Here is a 17,860-nt window from a genome sequence, read left to right as displayed (position 1 = left end):
AATGAGTGACAGCGTGTGGCGCGGCGGGGATGACCCGCTGCGCTGTGTCAGCGTGTCGGTGCAAGCGCCGGGGGTGAAGACCTTCCGGCTGGCGCCGGCCTCGGGCGCGCGCGTCATCTTTCATGCCGGTCAGTTCGTGACGGTGGAACTGCCTCTCGCGGCGGGTCCCACCTGGCGCTGCTTCACCATCGCCTCCTCCCCGTTGCAGGAGGGTGCGATCGATCTCACGATCAAGCGCCAGGCGGAAGGTAGCGAACGCGGCGGCACGGCCTGGCTGCATGATAGTCTGCAACCGGGCATGACGCTGCGCGCCAAGCCGCCGGCCGGTCCCTTCTGCCTGATGGCCCCGCCTGAGACGCCGTTGCTGCTCGTCTCCGCGGGCAGTGGCGCGACGCCCATGGCCGCCATTGCCCGCTGGCTGCGCGATATCGATTGCAAAACGCCCGTTCACTACGTCCATCTCGCCCGTCAGGCCGAGGATTGGCTGTTTCGTGACGAGATCGACGGCATCGCGGCGGCGCTTGGAACCTGGAAGACCGATTGGCTGACCACGGTCGCCGGATCGCGGCCCGATGCCGCCGCCTTCGCAGCCATGGCGCCCGACCTCGCAACGCGGGAGGTATTTTGCTGCGGCCCGAGCGGTTTCATGGCGGCGGTCGAGGACGCCCATGCCAAAGCCGGTGGACCCGCGCAGGCTTTCCGGAAGGAAGCCTTCGTCGCCATCCCGATCCCGGAACTGGTTGCCGAACCGAAGCCCGTCTCCGCCTCGGAAGAGGGTTTTTCCGTCACATTCCAGCCGAGCGGCAAGACGACCGCGGCGCGGCCGGACGAAACCTTGCTCGCCGTCGCTGGGCGGCTCGGCATCGCCATCTCCTATGCCTGCGGCGAAGGCATCTGCGGCACCTGTCGTGTTCGCAAACTCTCAGGCGAGATCGAGATGAACCATATGGGCGGCATCGAGGATGATGAAGTCGAGGCCGGTGAAATCCTCGCCTGTTGCAGCTACGCCCGCTCCCCCCTTGTTCTGGAAATGATCTGATGGCTTCCCAAGAAGGCCGCACTCTCGCGCTGGAAACCCTCGCCGTAGGCGCGGGGTACGACCCTGCGGAGCATGGCGGATCGGCCAAGCCGCCGATCTACATGACCTCGACCTTCGTCTATGCCTCCGCGGCCCAGGCAAAGGCCGTGCATGAGGCCTTCTTCGATGGCGATGTGCCTGAGCGCGGCGGCAAGAACGGCTTCATCTATGCCCGCCTCGATCACCCGAACCTGGTGATGGCGCAGACGCGCATCGCGGCGCTGGACCGCGCCGAGGACAGCGCCCTATTTTCCAGCGGCATGGCCGCGGTCTCGACCCTCGCCATGTCCCTGCTGCGGCCGGGCGACAGCGTCATGCACAGCCGCCCCATCTATGGCGGCACGGATATGCTGCTGCATACCCATATGAACGAGCTGGGCGTGACGCCCTTCGGCTTCACGGATGGCGTGGACGAAGCCCATATGACGGAGGTCGCAAACGCCGCCATGGCGCGCGGTCCGCTGGCCCTGATCATGGTGGAAAGCCCCGCCAACCCGACCTGCGCCATCGCCGATATTGCGATGATCAGCCGCCTCGCCGATCGCATCGCGCTCACCCAGAGGCGTCGCCCGATCATTTCGGTCGACAACACCTTCCTCGGCCCCTTCCTGCAATCGCCGCTGGAACATGGCGCTGATCTTTGCATTACCTCGCTGACGAAATATGCAGGTGGGCACAGCGACTTTCTGGGCGGCAGCGTCAGTGGTTCGGCGGCTATGGTCGGTCGCCTGAAGAAACTTCGCACGCTGTTCGGCTGTCATGCCGATCCGCATAGTTGCTGGATGCTGCTGCGTTCGGTCGAAACCATGTCGCTGCGCACCGAACGCGCCGGGCAGAACGCACAGGTCATCGCCGCCTATCTGCGCGACCACCCGAAAGTGTCGCGCATCACCTATCTCGGATTCCTGCCCGAGGGCACGCCGGCGCGCGCCGTCTATGACCGCCAATGCGGCGGCCCCGGCTCGACCTTTTCCTTCGATGTCATCGGCGGTGAGGCGGAGGCCTTCCGCTTCCTCGACCGACTTAAGCTGCTGCGCTTCGCCGTCAGCCTCGGCGGCACCGAAACGCTGATCTGCCACCCCGCGACGACAACGCATTACGCGGTGCCCGAAGCCGCGCGCGCCGAGGTCCATATCGGCCCGGCGACGATGCGGGTGTCCGTCGGCATCGAGAATAGCGGCGATCTGATCGCCGATCTCGCCCAGGCTCTGGAGGCCGTTTGATGGAAGACGAAGTCTCGACCACCGACTTTCACGCCATCGGCGAGAAACACACGCTCGCCACCGAGCAGACCGAGTTGCTCGTTATCGGGGCCGGTGAAGCGGGCCTCGCCGCCGCCCTCGAAGCCGCGCGCACCGGTGTGCGCGTGACGCTGGTCGATGAGAATCCCCTCGGCGCCGGGCTGATCGGCATGGATGTGCCCTTGCTGTTCGGTAATCGCTGGACCGCCGCCGTGCAGAATCAGGGCCGCATGCTGGAGCAGATTCTCAGCACCAATCCAGGTCTGGAAGAGGCTTTTGAACTCGGCGTCGATGTGAAGCTCGGCACCTATGCCTGGGGCGCCTTCGTCTCGGGTCCCAATCTGCGCTCCCTGCCCGGCCCGGTCGTCGGCCTCGCGGATGAAACGCGCTCCTGGTTGTGTGGGTTTCAGCGGCTGATCATCGCCTCCGGCGCACGGGACCTTGTGTATAGCTTCGCGGGCTTTGAGACGCCGGGCGTGATCGGCGCGCTGGGCTTCACCTCACTGCTGACGCGCTATGAGGCCTTCAACGGCCACCGCCTCGTCATTCTCGGCAGCGGCGATCTCGCCGTGAGCACCGCCCATCGCGCCCTCGCCGCCGGGCTGGAGGTCGCGGCTTTGGTCGAGGTGCGGGACGCGCCGCAGGCGGATGTCAGCGACCTCATCGCGAAAGGCGTCAGGATCGTCACCGGCCATACCATCCTGAGCGCGACCGGCACGGACGGCGTCAGCGGTGCCGTCCTCGCGTCCGTCGATGGTGGCGCCGTGCAGACCGTCGCCTGCGACACCATCGTGCTGGCCATCGGCACAGTACCGGTGGTGGAACTCGCCGATGTCGCCGGCGCGAAGATTCGCCGCAGCGAGGCCGGCGCTTATGTGCCCGCCATCGACTCGGCGCCGCGTGGCGTGTTCTTCGCGGGCGATTGCACCGGCGCCGGCCAGGATGCCGCAACCTCCGGCCGCGCTGCCGCCCATGCCGCATTGCGTTCGCTCGGTCATGACATTCCCGATGTCGCGCCCCTCACCGCCACGCCTGCGCTGCCCACCGATACCGACGCCTATCGGATGGAGTGGATGCGCGCGCTGATGGCGACCGGCGGCCTTGATGTCGTCGCCTGTAGTTGCGAGGACGTGACTCGTGGCGATCTGCTCACCGTGCAGCCGCCGCGATACCTCGAAGCGCCGATTGCCGAACGCGACATCGGAACGCTCGCCCAGGACGGGCCGGTCAGCCAGGACCAGATCAAGCGCCTCACCCGCGCCTGCATGGGGCCGTGCCAGGCGCGGCGCTGCCGGGAGCAGGTGGCCATGATGCTGGCCATAGGCTCGGACGTTCCGCTGTCCTCCGTGGCGCTCGCTGGCTACCGCGCGCCGGTGCGCCCGCTGCCGCTGGCGGTGCTCGCCGCTTTCGAGGAAACGCCCGAGATGGCGGAAGGCTGGAACGTCTGGTTCGGCATCCGCACCCAATGGGTGCCTTACGGCGATATCGGCACGGAGCGCGAGATTGAGCGCGCCGGCCGCGTGGCGCATTTTTAAGGGTGCGATGATGGATAAGAAATCGGCTTCGGTCATCATCATCGGCGGCGGCGTCACCGGCCTCAGTGCGGCCTGGTGGCTGGCGCGTGAAGGCGTGGATGTGCTCGTCATCGAAAAGGGCATCGTCGGGTGGGAGGCTTCGGGTCGCAATGGCGGCGGCTGCACCCATTACCAAAGCCCCTTGTTCCAGGAAGAGCAGCGGCTTTGGCCGCAGATGGACGAACTGCTCGGCTATCCAACCGAGCATCGCCCCGAGCGTGTCATCGTCGCGCTGACCGAGGCGCAGCTCGCCCAGTATCGCGATCATGGCGATATCTGCGCCGCAATGGGCTTTCACTACGACGTGCTGGATGCCCAGCAGACGCGGGAGTTGGTGCCCTTCGCCGGCGATAACGTGGTCGGCGCGGTCCATTACCATTTCGGTGGCCAGGCCAATCCGCAGCGCACCGTGCAGGCCTATGCCTGGGCGGCGCAGGATCATGGCGCCCGCATTCTGCAACACACCGCCGTCTCCGCCCTCGTCATGCAGGGTGGCCGCGTCAAAGCGGTGGAAACCGATCGCGGGCGTTTCGAGTGCGACCAGCTTGTGCTGGCGGCAGGCCCGCAGACGGCGGCGCTGCTGGAGACGATCGGCATTCATATGCCAATGGCCCCGGCGCGAGCCGAGATGATCGTCACCGAACCGCTGCCACTGATGAAGATCGGCGGCGTGGACGGCAACGGCCTCTATGGCCGGCAGACGCTGCGCGGCAACCTCGCTTATGGCGGCGGGCCGCATGAATGGCTGGAGGAGACGCCAGCCATCGGCGGCAGCACGGCCCGCCCCTCGACGCAGCTTTTGCAGAACCTGTCCAAGCGGCTGGTGGAGATGTTCCCCAAGGCCGCGCATGTGCGCGTTATTCGCAGCTGGGCTGGCATTATCGAGAATACGCCCGACGGCCGCCCGATCATCGAACGCCTGAGTGAGCCGGACAACCTGACCGTGACGACCATGAGCAGCGTGGGCTTCGGTCTGTCGCCGGCCACCGGCCACGCCATCCGCGACCTGGTCATGGACGGGCGCTGCAGCTTCGTCGATATCGACAAGCTGGGCCTCGACCGCTTCGCCAATCTGCCGCGCGATTGGCGGGCTCGACAGGGCTGGGTTCCGTCCTCCTTGCAGACCGCCTGAGAAAGAGATTGCTATGACCGCCACTGGAAAAGTCCTCATCGTCGGCTGCGGCATCGCGGGTCTTGCCACCGCCTGGAGCCTGCTGCGGCGCGGCTTCGAGATTGAGATGTTCGAGCAGGGGCCGATCCCCAATCCCAAGCAATCATCCTGGGACGAGCATCGCATCACCCGCCACGCCTACGGTGAGTTCGAGGGCTATGCCGCGCTGATGCCGCAGGCTTTCCGGCTGTGGGACCAGATGTGGAAGGATATCGGCGCCGTCCATTACGACCCGACCGGCGCCGTCTATTTCATGCGCGGGGACAACCCCTGGTATCACGGCACCTCGACCGCGCTGATCAAGATGAACATCGGCCACCGGGATATCTCTCTCGCCCGTGCAGCGGCGCGCTTCCCAATGTTCAACCTTGATGGCGTCACTCGCATCGTCGAGACGGATGGCGCGGGCATGCTGTTTCCGTCGCGCATCATCGTCGATCTCATCAACTATCTCGGCAGCCGGGGCGTGACCTTCCACAGCTACCATCAGGTCAGCGATATCGACCCTGAGGCGGGGACCGTCACCGCCAACGGCACGGTGTTCACGGGCGACCGCGTGGTGGTTTCGGCCGGCGCGTGGGCCGATCGTCTGGTGCCGAGCCTGCGGCCCGAGGGCCTTCCCTCCCGCCAGGCGGTCATGTTCCTGGCGCCGCCCGCGAATGTCGCCCGCGCCTGGGCCGAGTCGCCGGTAATGGCCGATATCGGCGAGGACACCAGCTGCTACATCCTGCCGCCGCTGCGCGGCACGCGCCTGAAGTTCGGCGACCATGTCTTCACCCGTCGCGGCGACGCGGATGAAGACCGCACGGCCACCGACCTCGACGTCACGCGGCTCATGCGGGTGCTGAAACTGGTGTTAAAGGATTTCGACCGCTACCAGATCCTGGAACGCAAGGCCTGCTTCTATACGGTCACGGACGATGAGCATTTCATTCAGCGCGCCATCGGCGCCAAGGGCTGGTTAATCAGCGCCTGCTCCGGCCATGGCTTCAAGCTCGCACCCGTCACGGGAGAATTGGCGGCCCAGGCGATTGCGGGCGAGCGGAGCGCGAATGAAGTGACGATGATTGCCGCGGGCCGCGCGCTCGAACTCGCATAAGGTTCGGATTGCGGCTCTCCGGCCCGCGCGGTAGCCTGTGGACATGTCCAACGGCTACAGCAAAACCACGCGCGGCGTCCGCGTCAGCGTCAAGTCTTTCTATCTGGAAGACCAGTCCCAACCCGATGAGGGCCGGTTCGTCTGGGCCTATCGCGTGACGATCGAGAACCAGGGGAACCAGACGGTGCAATTGCTTCGGCGCACCTGGCGCATCACCAATGGCCAGGGCCGGGTGCAGCATGTGCATGGTGAGGGCGTGGTCGGGGAGCAGCCGACTCTGGAGCCGGGCGAGTCCTTCGAATATACGTCCGGCACGCCGCTCGACACGCCGACCGGTTTCATGGTCGGCGACTATCACATGGTCTTGCCCGCGTCGGGTGAGACATTCGATGTCGGAATCCCGACCTTCAGCCTCGATAGTCCGCACCAGAACGCCAGGCTGCATTAACCGTGCCAGGTGCTTGCCGCGCCAGCATTTTGGTCCTAAATGCCGCTGCCGACTGAACGCCTTTGTGGCCAGCACCCCTAACGGCACGAGGCATCCATGGATCTCGCGACTCTCTATCGGCTCCGCTTCGTTCAGGAGGAGCAGGCCGGCAAGATTCGCGTTTGGCAGGCGCTATGCGCCGGGTTCTTCCAAAAGCTTGTAGGCCCGGACAAGGTCGTGCTCGATCTGGCCTGTGGATACGGCGAGTTCATCAACGCGATCCACGCCAAGCGTAAATTCGGCATCGACATGAACCCCGATGCCCCATCCTATCTCAATCCCGGTATCGAGTTCATCCGCTCCCCGGCCGATTCGATTCCGCTCGACGACGCCTCCGTCGATGTCGTGTTTACGTCCAATTTCCTGGAGCATCTGGCTGACAAGGCGGAATGCGACCGCGTCTTTGCCGAAGTGAAGCGGATTCTCCGACCGGGCGGGCGCTTCATCATCATGGGCCCGAATATCCGCTATCTTGCTGACAGATACTGGGATTTCTACGACCACCACCTGCCGTTATCGCATCTCTCCCTGGAGGAGGGGCTGGGGATGTCGGGCTACACGGTGGAACGCGTCATTCCAAAGTTCCTGCCCTACACTGCCAAGTCCGCCTTGCCGAAGCACCCGGCGCTGGTCTCGCTTTACCTGCGCGTGCCGCTTGCCTGGCGCCTCATGGGCCGTCAATTCCTGGTGGTCGCGCGCAAGCCCCTCTGATGGGCTCGGCCCATCACTCTAGGCGTGGAACTTGGTGGCTTTGTCCATCAAACGCGCCATGACCGGCGCGCGGCGATAAGTACTATTGGCGGCGGCACGCACCTGGGCGAGTTCCGCGAAATGCTGCCCATCGAGGCCTTTGAGGCGGGAATCGACACCGACGAAGCGGTATCCGTCGCCATAAAAGGCCGCAGCCCCGACAAAGACGCCATCGACTTCGATGATGTATGACTGTCTCACGATAGTCTCCTGGCAGCGTCACGGGGCGGATAAAGTAGGCGGCCCCGAAGAGGTATAAAACTTAGCGTGATCATAGTGCTGAAACACAATCTTCACGTTACGCGTGAAGCCATGTCCCGTGGCAATGCGCCGCTGAATACACCTGCCGCCGACCCTCTGACAGGCGCATGCGGGCATGTTCACGCCACTGTCACGGCCCGTCGCGCAGCCGTGCCATGCTGATCAAACGCAGCTTCAGCATCGCCGGCCATCGGACCAGCATCGCCCTCGAACCTGAGTTCTGGACCGTGTTGGAAACCGCCGCCGCGCGGCGGAATGAGCCCCTCGCCATGCTGGTCGCGCAGATCGATGCAGATCGCACGCCCGATCGGCCATTGGCCTCGGCGCTCCGCGTGCGGGCGCTTACCGAGGCTCAACGCGGATGACTTAGCTGCCGGAAGGCCCGTGCACGATCCAATGGGACGGATTGCGAATCGGCCCCTGCACCACGGCCGTGACCCCCTCGCCGCCGGTCTGCTCCGTCATTTGTCGCGGCGTGATGACGAGGTTCAGATTGCAGATGCCGCGCACGAGATCGACCTGGCCGCTGCCCTCCACCCCGCCCGCGTCGCCGCTGAACTGCACGCCGTCGAGGCGCAGATTGCCCTGGGCCAGCCGCCCGCTCGCGGCCATGGCGGCGAAAGCGGTCGTACCGCCGAACAGACCGGGCTTGGGTGCGGCGGCGAGGTCGAGGCCGGAGAGTGTCGTGCGGGCGGCCTTGGCGCTGACCGTGCCGCCCAGGCTGGAAAGCCATGACGCCAGGCTGTAGCCCGTCGCCGTGACGGCGAATTGACCGTCCAACCGGTCCGCCGTGAGGCCGAAGGGAAGCCAGTCTACCCAGACCGGGTCCGGTGCGGTGGGATCGTTGGTCGCGGGCGGTGCGAGATGCGCGCCACTCAGGGCGAGCGATGCCGTGAGCCTGGGCGGTTTCGCGCCGTCCAACAGAAGGTCACCGGAGGCGATCCCGCCAAGAACCGTCGCGCTCTTCAGCGCCACTGTCAGCGCGCCATCGCCGATGCCGGCGTCGGCCACGACGTGAGAGGCGACCGGGGCAAGGCCATCCAGAACCTGATTGACCGTCAGGTCGAGCGTCGCGTTCCAGCCGCGCAATAGCTCGACCGGAATCGGCTCATCGGGATCGGGGTCAGGCCATGGCAAAGTATCGATCGCGAGCGTGCCGCGGATGCCGCGATCATCCGGCGTCCTGGAAAAGGTGCGACTGAGGCTGCCGGCGCCATGCAACATGCCGATGCTGAAGGTCAGTGGCGACACCCGCCAGCCCGTGGGGTCGGACGCGACATTGCCGACGAGCGACAGCGACCCCTCCCCCAGCCAGGCTGTCGCGTCGCGAAAGCCGATTTCGCGCAACAGTCGCGTGGCATTGGGGTGGCGTAGCGTCACTGGCCCGTGCCACCGCATGGACCGCAGATCGAGCATGGGTTGGGCCGAGAAGGTCGTGTCTCCCAGCGAGCCGTTCAGCATCAGGGCCAGGGCTTCCGGCGGGCCTTGCGCTGTGACGCTGGCCGCGAAGGGCTGCGACCAGAACGGGGCGTCTCCGCGCAGCCGGGCAGGCAGCACGCCCATCAACCGTGTCGCCGGCTGTGCCCAAGCGGCCAGCCGCGCCTGTCGCACGACACCTTTCGGGTCGATCGCCCCGGACGCCACAATTTGCAGGTTCTGATCCTGCCCCGCGAACCGACGGAGGTTGACGCCGCCATTCGCGATCCCCGCATCGACCACGACATGATCGACTTCCTCATCCCCCAGCCAGACCTCGGCCGCCGATAGCCGGAGGTCGGCCGAGATGCCCTGCAAGGCACGCACCAGGACATCCGGCCGTGGCGGATTGCTCAGCCAGGCCGGCGGCAGCCAGTTGCCCAGGTCGATCTTACCGAACGCCAAGCCCGCGCCGATGCTCGGGTGGTCGCCGAGGCCGAGCACGAGATCGCCGGTGACCGTGGTGTCGTTCATGCGGCCCGTCAGGCTCGTCAGTGCCAGATGGTCGCTACTCGCGACGATATTGGAGGACGCCGCCAGGCTGCCGAGCCCCGACAGCGTCGAAGACACGTCAGGGGCGAGCTTCGACGCCACCAGCCAATGCAGGGTCACGCCGGGGGATGGCGCGCGCAGGCCCATGTGTCCGGTGAAGGTCATGGCCTTCGAGTCGTAGTCACCGGCCAGAGCCAGATCGGCCTCACCCGGCAGGCTGGCATGGAGACTATCGACATGGATGCCGGTCGCGGATGTGGCGATCTTCAGGCCAACGCGGCGCATCAGGCCTTGGCCGAAAATAACGGCGTCGGCGTCAAGCGCCAGGGTCATCGGTGGCGCCGTGGCGCTGCCGGCCGGAAAGGCTGCCAACCACGGTGCGAGATCGAGCATGGGCGTATGGAGGCCGATCGCCAGACCGCCGGCCATCGGCGCCCCCTGTTTGGTCGTCGGCAAGGTCAATGTCAGGCTGCCATCGGCGGGCATGGTGCCGAGGACCAGATTGAGTCCATCGAGACGTACGCCGGTCTTATCGGCCGCCAATGCGCCGGAGGCATCGAAGGGCAGCGGCGGCGTGGGCAGGAGAAAGGATAGATCCTCGCCATGCGCGGTGAGCGTGCCACCAACCGTCCCGTTCTGCTTCATCTCCCCCGCGAAATCGAAGGTGCTGCTCGGCTGCGCATCGCGGCGGATGGTCGCCTTGATGGGCGCCCCGCCATCCATATGCGGCCAGGCGAGCGCCAGACTGACCTGCCACGGCTTGCCGCCCACCGTCGCCGAGCCATCCATTTGCAGAGCCGCGTCCGCGCCCCCGGTCGCGACGGTCAGGGAGGCATCTTCGATATCCAACGGTCCCAGGAACAGGCGACCACGGGTGATTTCAGCCGAAAGGGAGGCCAGCCAGGGCGGCGGTTCGATCGAGCGCGGACCATTCGGCAAAGGCCATGGCAGCCGGATGTCCGGGCGCTCCAGCGTGACATGCGTGACATCGACGCGGCCGGTGAGGAGGGCGCCGAGGGACAGATTGAGGGTGAGGCCCCGCGCGGCCATGCGCACGCCATCCCCACCATCCTGCACATCGACGCGCTCGGCCGTGATCGAGGGATGCGGCAGCAGGGTCAGGCGAATCGGGCCGTTGATCAGGACGTTGCGGCCGAGGAAGCCGCTCGCGGCTGCTTCGATGGCGGCGCGATGATTGCTCCAGTCGAACAGGCGCGGCCCCACCCAGACGCCGACGACAAGAATGACGACCGCACCCAGGATGATGGGGGTCGGCTTCAGGCGGAACGACCGACGCTTTCTGAAGCGCGGGACCGTCATCGCAGCGCAAACCGCCAAAGCGTTATGGAATTCTGGGAGATTCCGGCAGATCCTTGCATAGCCCTGGCCGATCCGGCCCCGAAATGCGCCAATTGTCTCGTCATACTGGCCACAGGCAGCCCCGGATAGGCAGTTGTAGTGGTTTGTTGATATCGCCGCGCCGACGGCCACGTGTTAGACCCCGAACATGCTCTGGGGAAAGATCATTGGCGGCGTTGCAGGATTCGCCGTTGGCGGTCCCATGGGCGCCGTGGTGGGTGCGGCGCTTGGCCATGCCGCCGATAGCGGGGCCATTCCCCAAATCCAGAACGGCATCCAGGGCTTTTTCCCAGGCGCCAAATCCTCCGCGCCGCTGAACTCCGCGCGTCTCGCGGCCATGCTGGGCCAGCGCGAGCAGCTTTTCGCTATCGCCGCCGTTACGCTCTCAGCCAAGCTCGCCAAATGCGATGGCCCTGTGAATCGGTTGGAGATCGATGCCTTCAAGCGCGCCTTCCATGTGCCGCCGCAGAACGTGGCGAGCGTCGGGCGGTTGTTCGACGAGGCGCGCCGGAGCCCCGGCGGCTACGAGCCTTTCGCCCAGGAACTGGCCCTGGCTTTCGAGACGGACAGCCGCATCGTCTTGGAAGAAGTGCTGCGGGCGCTGTTCGTGATCGCCCGTGCGGATGGGCCGCTGAATGGCGCGGAAAGCCTGTACCTTCAGAATGTTCACCGGCTGCTGCGGCTCGACCGCTTTGCCTGGGACCAGGCCATGGGCGGCGCGCAGGATCGCGCCCGCACGCAGCAGGGCGGCACCGACCCCTATCAGGAACTGGGCCTGACGCGCGCGGCGACGGACACGGAACTGCGCGAGGCGCGCAAACGGCTGATGCGCGAGAACCACCCCGATGGTCTGGCGGCACGCGGCGTGCCGCCAGAATTCATCGCCAAGGCCACGGATCGTGCGGCGCGGGTCAACGCCGCCTGGGACGTCATCAAGCGCGAGCGCGGGCTTTAGGCGCCGATCATTTACGCCTGACTTGAAAGCTCTATTCGTCATGCTCGGCCTTCGCGTGCCATGACGACAGTCGCAATACGCGGCACGGTATTTGCTTGAGGAAAAATGAGTTCTTCTCAAGAAATATCGGAGGATGTCTATGCCGCAGTTACGATCGGATAGTCTAAGTTTCGTCGAGGCTCTTGGCCAATCGGTGGCGAATGTCTCGCCAACCCTCACCCCCGCCATCGCCGTCGCCGTGGTCGCGGCAACCGCCGGCACGGCGTCCTGGCTGGTCTATGTTATTGCAACGATTGCCCTGGTCGTCGTCGGCTACAGCATCGGCAAGCTCGCCAGCAAAATCTCGGCGGCAGGCTCTTTCTTCATCTATATCTCCCGCAGCCTCGGGCCGACCGCCGGCATGCTCGCCGGCTGGGCCATGCTCGCCGCCTATGTCTTCACCGCCATGGCGCTGACGGCCGCGACCGCCCTCTTCATCCAGGCCCTGATCACGGCTGTCGGCTTCAAACTCATCGTGCCGACTTACGTGCTTTATTTCGTCATCTCTGCTCTGGTTTACGTCTTTGCCATTCGCAACATCCGCTTCTCTTCCCGTCTCGGGCTCGGCCTGGAAGTGGTGTCGGTCGCCATCATCGCCCTGGTCTGCTTCCTTTCCTGGCAGGCGCATGGCTTCGCGATCGATCCGAAGCAGAACCACATCCAGGGTGCGGGCTTCGGTGCCATCGCTCAGTCCATCGTCTTCGCCATCTTCTCCTATGTCGGGTTCGAGAGTGCCGCGACCCTCGGCAAAGAGACGCGCAATCCCAAGAAGGTCATTCCCCAGGCGGTGATGCTGACGCCGGTCCTGGCCGGCATCGTCTTCATCGTGACGACCTACCTCATCGTGCAGGGCTTCAACGACGACACCACCAAGCTTGGCGGCAGCGCCGGCCCCCTCGCCGCCATCGTGCCCGGCGGCGGCGCGGGCCTCACCATCCTGGTCTATATCGGCGCCATGGTGAGCTGCTTCGCCTGCGCCCTCGCCTCCATCAACTCCTTCTCGCGCATCCTGTTTTCCCTCGGGCGCTACCGCTATGTGCATCGCTCGATGGGCCAGGTGCATGACAAGCATCAGACGCCGCATATCGCATCGACAATCGGCGTGATTCTGAATTTCGTCGTCTGCGCCGTCTTCTACAAACACGGCTACACGGATCTGCTGGGCTGGTTCGGCACGATCGCGAGCTTCGGCTTCATCATCGTCTATCTGATGTGCTCGATCGCGGCACCGGTGCTGTTGCGCAAGACCGGGGAGGCGACGACGATGGTCAATGTCATGGGCGTTATCGGCGCCATCGTCATGGCTCTGGCGCTGGTCGGCAGCGTCTATCCCGTGCCCGCCGCGCCGTACAACTACCTGCCCTATGGCTTTGCGGCCTATATGCTGATCGGCGTTCTCTGGTTCCTGGTCCTGAAGGCCCGGACGCCGCAGATTTTCCTCAGCATCGAGCATGACCTCGAAGGCATCGTCACCGGCGCCAAGTAGTCCCGTTATGCCCCTCCCCGAACCTGGGGAGGGGTTTCGGTCAGAAGGCGCTGCCGGTCATCACCATCCGCATATAGAGCTGGCCGAGCAGGCGCTGAAGCGCGCCGAGCAGCAGAATCGCGATCAGCGGGCTGAGGTCGATATTCCCGAGGAAGGGAATGATCCGGCGAATCGGATTGAGCACCGGGGCGGTGACTCGCTCCAGGAAGTCCATCACCGACCAGACCAGCCGGTTGCGGCTGTCGAGCACGCCGAAGGACGCCAAGGTGCTGAAGACGGCCGCGAGGATGATGGCCCAGATGTAGAGGGTGATCACCTTTTGAACGAGCCAGAAGACCACATCGATAAACGGGGACGCGGCACCCATGAGGGGAGAAATCCTTTGTTGCAGGGGGGCGGACCCTACCGGGCGCATGAGACCGGCGCAACGGGCACGCTTGACAGCGGAGGGCCATCAAACGATGTTCCGCGCCCGGCGGGATGGGGCTGTAGCTCAGCTGGGAGAGCGCGTCGTTCGCAATGACGAGGTCAGGGGTTCGATCCCCCTCAGCTCCACCATCCCGCCGTTTACATCCCATCAAAATCAGCGGCTTGAGACGGGTGTCTCGTCTCGTTTCTCAACATTCCGACACAGTTGCGCCACACCTCTGTCACGGGGGATGGGGCATGCTGCGCCCCATGACGGACCCTGAACCCCGCCCAGACGAGCGCGTTGCCCGCGGTGCCGAACCGGACATGGTGGAGGTGCCGGCCTCGCCCTGCTTAGATTGGCAGGTCTTGCTGCTGCGATACCTGCCCGAGCCGAGTTCGGCCCATGCCGTGAAGCGGTTTTCAGCGCGGTAAGCTGTGTTGTGAGGGATTCGTAGGGTGGATGAGCGCAGCGCTATCCGCCAGCCGACGCGCCCAACACCAACGACGGTGCGGTATTCGCCACCAACACCCGGTCGCTGTCGTCCTTGAGCGTGACGCCGCTGATGCCCCGCGTCATCGCCTGGTCGATCAGCCAACCGATCCGCCGCGCGGCCTCGGCCAGCACCATGCCTTCGGGCCGAATGTTGGAGATGCAGTTTCGATCCGCATCCGTCAGCCCCAGGCGCGGCGCGAGCGTGAGATAAGCGCCGAGGCTGTCGGGCGAGGACAATCCTGGGCGCTCCCCGATCAGCACCAGAACCAGCCGCGCACCGAGCAGCGCGCCGACCTCATCGCCCAAGGCGACGCGACCGCGCGGGGCGATGCAAATCGGCCCAATACCGCGGCCGGCGCGCCGCAGGGCCGGCACCAACAGGCCGAGCAAATCCGCCGCATGGCTCGCCGTCGCGAGAGCAGAAAGCCCGCCCGCGACGAGAACGACAATCTCCTCGCCCTTCGCCTGGGCCTGCAGGGCAGCGACCGAGACCTCATTCAGGCGGCGGCCGAGATCCGGCCGCGTGAGATAGCGGGCCTGGTCCGGCGCGCGGCTTTCCACCGCCACCACCGGCAGGCCGAGCGGCGCCAGCCCGGCGGCCATGGCGTCGAGATCGAGGCTGGTGTTCACCGCATCCCGCGCCAGCGCATGGGCGGCGCGGAAGGCGAGATGATCGGCCGTCGCGATGCCCGGTCCGCTGCGGCCGAGGCCGATTCGCGCCGCCGTGAAACCGCGAATATGGGCGAAGCGATCGACCTCGCTCATGCCGCCGCCAGCAGTCTTTGGAACCGTTCCGGCATGTCGAGCGGCCGCACGCGGCCGGCATGGTCCGTCAGGCCCACGCGCGCCAACCATGCCTCGAATTCCGGTGCCGGCTTCAGGGCCAGCATCTGTCGCAGGGCCAGCACGTCATGAAAGCTCGTGCTCTGGTAACCGAGCATGACATCGTCCGCGCCCGGCACGCCCATGATGAAGGTGAGGCCAGCGGCCGCCAGCGACGTCATGAGCACGTCCATGTCGTCCTGATCCGCTTCGGCATGATTGGTGTAACAGACGTCGCAGCCCATCGGCACGCCGAGCAGCTTGGCGCAAAAATGATCCTCCAAGCCGGCGCGGATGATCTCCTTCCCGTCATAGAGATATTCCGGCCCGATGAAGCCCACGACCGTATTGACCAGAAGTGGCGAGAATTCCCGCGCGACCGCATAGGCGCGCGCCTCGATGGTCTGCTGGTCGCAGCCATGATGCGCATCGGCGGACAGCGCGCTGCCCTGCCCCGTCTCAAAATACATGACATCCGTGCCGACGGTGCCGCGCTTGAGGGACAGGGCCGCTTCATGCGCCTCCCGCAAGGTCGAGAGCCCGAAGCCGAAGCTGGTATTGGTCGCCTCCGTCCCGCCAATCGACTGGAAGACGAGATCGACGGGCGTGCCGCCCTCCATCAGCCCGATGGCCGTGGTGACATGCGTCAGCACGCAGCTTTGCGTCGGCACTTCCAGCCGTTGGCGCAGATCGTCGAGCATCGACAGCAGGTCATGCACCCGCTGCGGACTGTCCGACGCCGGGTTGATGCCGATGACGGCGTCGCCGCAGCCCAGCAGCAGACCGTCCACGATGCTGGCGAGGATGCCCTTGGGGTCGTCGGTCGGGTGATTGGGCTGCAACCGCGAGGCGAGCCGCCCCGGCAGGCCGATGGTGTCACGGAAGCGCGTCGTCACCCGCCGCTTGGCGGCGATGAGGATGAGATCCTGGATGCGGCAGATTTTCGCGACCGCCGCGACCATTTCCGGCGTCAGCCCGGCGGAGAGTGCTGCGAGGGCGGTGCCATCCGCCTCATCGGACAGCAGCCAGTCCCGCAATCCGCCGACGGTCAGCGCCGCAACAGGCGCGAAGGCCACCGGGTCGTGGCGGTCTATGATCAGGCGCGTAACCTCATCCTGCTCATAGGGCACCACGCTTTCCTGCAGGAAATGGCGGAGCGGCAGGTCCGCCAGGGCCATTTGGGCGGCCACGCGCTCGGCCATGCTGCCCGCCGCGACCCCCGCCAGGACATCGCCCGAGCGGTGCGGAGTCGCCCGCGCCATGAGGGCGCGCAAATCTGGGAAGGTGTATCGCGTTCCGCCGACGGCATGGCCAAACATGCGAGATCTCCCTATTCGACGCCCCGGAGTTTTGTGGAACGGCGGTCCCGATGCAAGCATGAACGGCACGAACGGTTAGGGCTTTGAGCGCGCCATGCTATGCGAGCGGCTTGAGGCGCCTCGGCGACCCGAATTTCTGAAGGCGTGCGGCACAGAGCATGACGAGCCCGCGGCGGATGCCGACCCTGACGCCGACCAACGGCCGCCGCGTTCCGCTTGTGCCCTCCCGCCGCGTGCAGCGCGCGCGCAACGCGCTCGCCTGGGCAGGCGGCATGTCCCTCGGGCTGCATGCGCTGATCATCGTGGCCCTGATCGTGCAGTTCCCCGACACGCCGCCACAGGAAGCGCCGGCAGCACCAAGTGTCGACGTGGTGTTCGAGAGTGGGGCGAAGAAGGCCACAGCGCCAGCGGTGAAGAAGGGCGTCGCTCAGCAAGCCCGACAGGCGGCTCCGAAGGGCGAGAAAGCGACGGAGGCGCCCCGCGTGGCGCAAGCTGCACCGCGGCCTGAGCCGACCCCGCCGCCGCCGATCCCATTCGTCAAACCGACGCCCCCACCTAAACCCGCGCCTCAGCCGCCCCAGCCCAAGCCGGTTGAGAAACCTGTGCCGTCGCCGCCGCCCAAGCCGGCGCCTCTGCCACCTCGGCCGATGCCGCCCGCGCCGCCATTGCCAGTGGTCAAATTGCCGCCGCCCTTGCCCGCGCCACCGGTACCAGCGCCACCGATCCCCGCGCCGGCGCCACCCGCGCCACCGCCGCCGCCGTCCGTAGATACATCTCAGGCTCAGATGAACGTGCCGATGCCGACCCTGCCGCCCTTCTCTTTGCCCATGCTACCGCCGCCGCCACTGCCGCTGCCGCCCGCGCCACCGCAGCCGACGCGCACCGCCCAACGCAATCCGTCACGGTCGCGCAGCGCGCTGGGCGGCACGGTCATGAACGGAATGTCCTTCAATGGCGGTGGCAGCCTGTCCGGCGGCACCGGTCGTGGGTTGAACACCTCACTGGGGCAGGCCGAACAGGTCGATGCCGATCCAACAACCGTGCTCAAGGGCGACGTGGGCTCCGATTGGATCGCCACGTTAGACAAGTGGGTGCAGGACAATACCTACTACCCGCCCTTCGCGGCGGAGAACGGACAGCAAGGCGATGTCCTTGTGCAGTTCACCGTCGAACGAGACGGCACCGTCAGTCGCTTCGCCCTCGTGAACGGCTCACACTATCCGCTCCTCAACCAGGCCTTCCTTGGGATCTTTCGGAACGCGAAGGTGCCACCGCTGCCGACCTCCATGAAAGACAATCAGGCGATCATTCAGTTCAAGATGCAGTTCGTGCTGATACATTGATGGT

17 protein-coding genes and 1 tRNA gene are annotated in these 17,860 nt (G+C 65.8%); 13 read left to right on the top strand and 5 right to left on the bottom strand.

Annotation, left to right across the window (positions count from 1 at the left end; all coding sequences use genetic code 11):
• The first annotated feature begins 1 nt into the window (after window position 1).
• The 7 genes from QP803_RS07830 to QP803_RS07800 all read left to right on the top strand — a co-directional run bounded on the left by QP803_RS07830 (window position 2) and on the right by QP803_RS07800 (window position 7,361).
• Window positions 2-1,039 (top strand): flavin reductase family protein, encoded by a 1,038-nt coding sequence (locus QP803_RS07830; protein WP_284947220.1) that lies wholly within the window; start codon window positions 2-4, stop codon window positions 1,037-1,039.
• Complete coding sequence (locus QP803_RS07825; protein WP_284947219.1) at window positions 1,039-2,301, top strand: cystathionine gamma-synthase family protein; 1,263 nt, start codon at window positions 1,039-1,041, stop codon at window positions 2,299-2,301. The genes QP803_RS07830 and QP803_RS07825 overlap by 1 nt, the downstream gene beginning before the upstream one ends.
• Window positions 2,301-3,854 (top strand): FAD-dependent oxidoreductase, encoded by a 1,554-nt coding sequence (locus tag QP803_RS07820; RefSeq protein ID WP_284947218.1) that lies wholly within the window; start codon window positions 2,301-2,303, stop codon window positions 3,852-3,854. The genes QP803_RS07825 and QP803_RS07820 overlap by 1 nt, the downstream gene beginning before the upstream one ends.
• Window positions 3,823-5,025: an NAD(P)/FAD-dependent oxidoreductase gene (locus tag QP803_RS07815; protein WP_284947217.1), complete on the top strand. Its 1,203-nt coding sequence runs from the start codon at window positions 3,823-3,825 to the stop codon at window positions 5,023-5,025. The genes QP803_RS07820 and QP803_RS07815 overlap by 32 nt, the downstream gene beginning before the upstream one ends.
• Window positions 5,026-5,038: 13 nt before the next feature.
• On the top strand, window positions 5,039-6,163 hold the full coding sequence (locus tag QP803_RS07810; protein WP_284947216.1) for an NAD(P)/FAD-dependent oxidoreductase: 1,125 nt from the start codon (window positions 5,039-5,041) through the stop codon (window positions 6,161-6,163).
• A 43-nt stretch (window positions 6,164-6,206) separates the two neighbouring features.
• Complete coding sequence (gene apaG / locus QP803_RS07805) at window positions 6,207-6,611, top strand: Co2+/Mg2+ efflux protein ApaG (protein WP_284947215.1); 405 nt, start codon at window positions 6,207-6,209, stop codon at window positions 6,609-6,611.
• 96 nt (window positions 6,612-6,707) lie between these two features.
• Window positions 6,708-7,361, top strand: a complete 654-nt coding sequence (locus QP803_RS07800; RefSeq protein ID WP_284947214.1) for a class I SAM-dependent methyltransferase — start codon at window positions 6,708-6,710, stop codon at window positions 7,359-7,361.
• Window positions 7,362-7,379: 18 nt separating this feature from the next.
• Here QP803_RS07800 and QP803_RS07795 read toward each other — a convergent pair whose 3' ends face one another.
• Complete coding sequence (locus QP803_RS07795) at window positions 7,380-7,601, bottom strand: hypothetical protein (RefSeq protein WP_284947213.1); 222 nt, start codon at window positions 7,599-7,601, stop codon at window positions 7,380-7,382.
• Between the two features lie 215 nt (window positions 7,602-7,816).
• On the opposite strand from QP803_RS07795, the gene QP803_RS07790 reads away from it, so the two are divergent.
• Window positions 7,817-8,026 (top strand): ribbon-helix-helix domain-containing protein, encoded by a 210-nt coding sequence (locus QP803_RS07790; RefSeq protein ID WP_284947212.1) that lies wholly within the window; start codon window positions 7,817-7,819, stop codon window positions 8,024-8,026.
• 1 nt (window position 8,027) lies between these two features.
• On the opposite strand, the gene QP803_RS07785 is transcribed toward QP803_RS07790, so the two are convergent.
• Window positions 8,028-10,949: an AsmA family protein gene (locus QP803_RS07785; RefSeq protein ID WP_284947211.1), complete on the bottom strand. Its 2,922-nt coding sequence runs from the start codon at window positions 10,947-10,949 to the stop codon at window positions 8,028-8,030.
• Window positions 10,950-11,136: 187 nt separating this feature from the next.
• On the opposite strand from QP803_RS07785, the gene QP803_RS07780 reads away from it, so the two are divergent.
• Together QP803_RS07780 and QP803_RS07775 are read left to right on the top strand one after the other, a co-directional pair.
• Entirely contained in the window at window positions 11,137-11,943 is an 807-nt protein-coding gene (locus QP803_RS07780; protein ID WP_284947210.1) for a TerB family tellurite resistance protein, read from the top strand.
• Window positions 11,944-12,082: 139 nt separating this feature from the next.
• Window positions 12,083-13,468, top strand: coding sequence for an APC family permease (locus QP803_RS07775; RefSeq protein WP_284947209.1), 1,386 nt, complete (start codon window positions 12,083-12,085; stop codon window positions 13,466-13,468).
• 40 nt (window positions 13,469-13,508) lie between these two features.
• Here QP803_RS07775 and QP803_RS07770 read toward each other — a convergent pair whose 3' ends face one another.
• Window positions 13,509-13,835 (bottom strand): YggT family protein, encoded by a 327-nt coding sequence (locus tag QP803_RS07770; RefSeq protein WP_284947208.1) that lies wholly within the window; start codon window positions 13,833-13,835, stop codon window positions 13,509-13,511.
• A 115-nt stretch (window positions 13,836-13,950) separates the two neighbouring features.
• Between QP803_RS07770 and QP803_RS07765 the strand changes: the two genes are divergently transcribed.
• Window positions 13,951-14,026 (top strand) — tRNA-Ala (locus tag QP803_RS07765).
• Window positions 14,027-14,146: 120 nt separating this feature from the next.
• Window positions 14,147-14,311: a hypothetical protein gene (locus QP803_RS07760; protein WP_284947207.1), complete on the top strand. Its 165-nt coding sequence runs from the start codon at window positions 14,147-14,149 to the stop codon at window positions 14,309-14,311.
• A gap of 40 nt (window positions 14,312-14,351) precedes the next feature.
• On the opposite strand, the gene eutC is transcribed toward QP803_RS07760, so the two are convergent.
• Window positions 14,352-15,137 carry an ethanolamine ammonia-lyase subunit EutC gene (gene eutC / locus QP803_RS07755; protein ID WP_284947206.1) on the bottom strand — a complete coding sequence of 262 codons (786 nt, stop codon included), beginning with the start codon at window positions 15,135-15,137 and terminating at the stop codon, window positions 14,352-14,354.
• The gene (locus tag QP803_RS07750; RefSeq protein WP_284947205.1) at window positions 15,134-16,513 is read right to left on the bottom strand and encodes an ethanolamine ammonia-lyase subunit EutB; all 1,380 of its coding nucleotides are present in this window, start codon (window positions 16,511-16,513) and stop codon (window positions 15,134-15,136) included. The genes eutC and QP803_RS07750 overlap by 4 nt, the downstream gene beginning before the upstream one ends.
• 158 nt (window positions 16,514-16,671) lie before the next feature.
• Here QP803_RS07750 and QP803_RS07745 point away from each other — a divergent pair, with 158 nt between their 5' ends.
• Entirely contained in the window at window positions 16,672-17,856 is a 1,185-nt protein-coding gene (locus QP803_RS07745; RefSeq protein WP_284947204.1) for an energy transducer TonB, read from the top strand.
• Window positions 17,857-17,860 lie beyond the last annotated feature (4 nt).

Origin of the sequence: Acidisoma sp. PAMC 29798, assembly GCF_030252425.1 — a bacterium.
GTDB lineage: Bacteria > Pseudomonadota > Alphaproteobacteria > Acetobacterales > Acetobacteraceae > Acidisoma > Acidisoma cladoniae.
The sequence above is the reverse complement of the archived record's forward strand: the minus strand, read 5'-3'. Positions and strand labels throughout refer to the sequence as shown.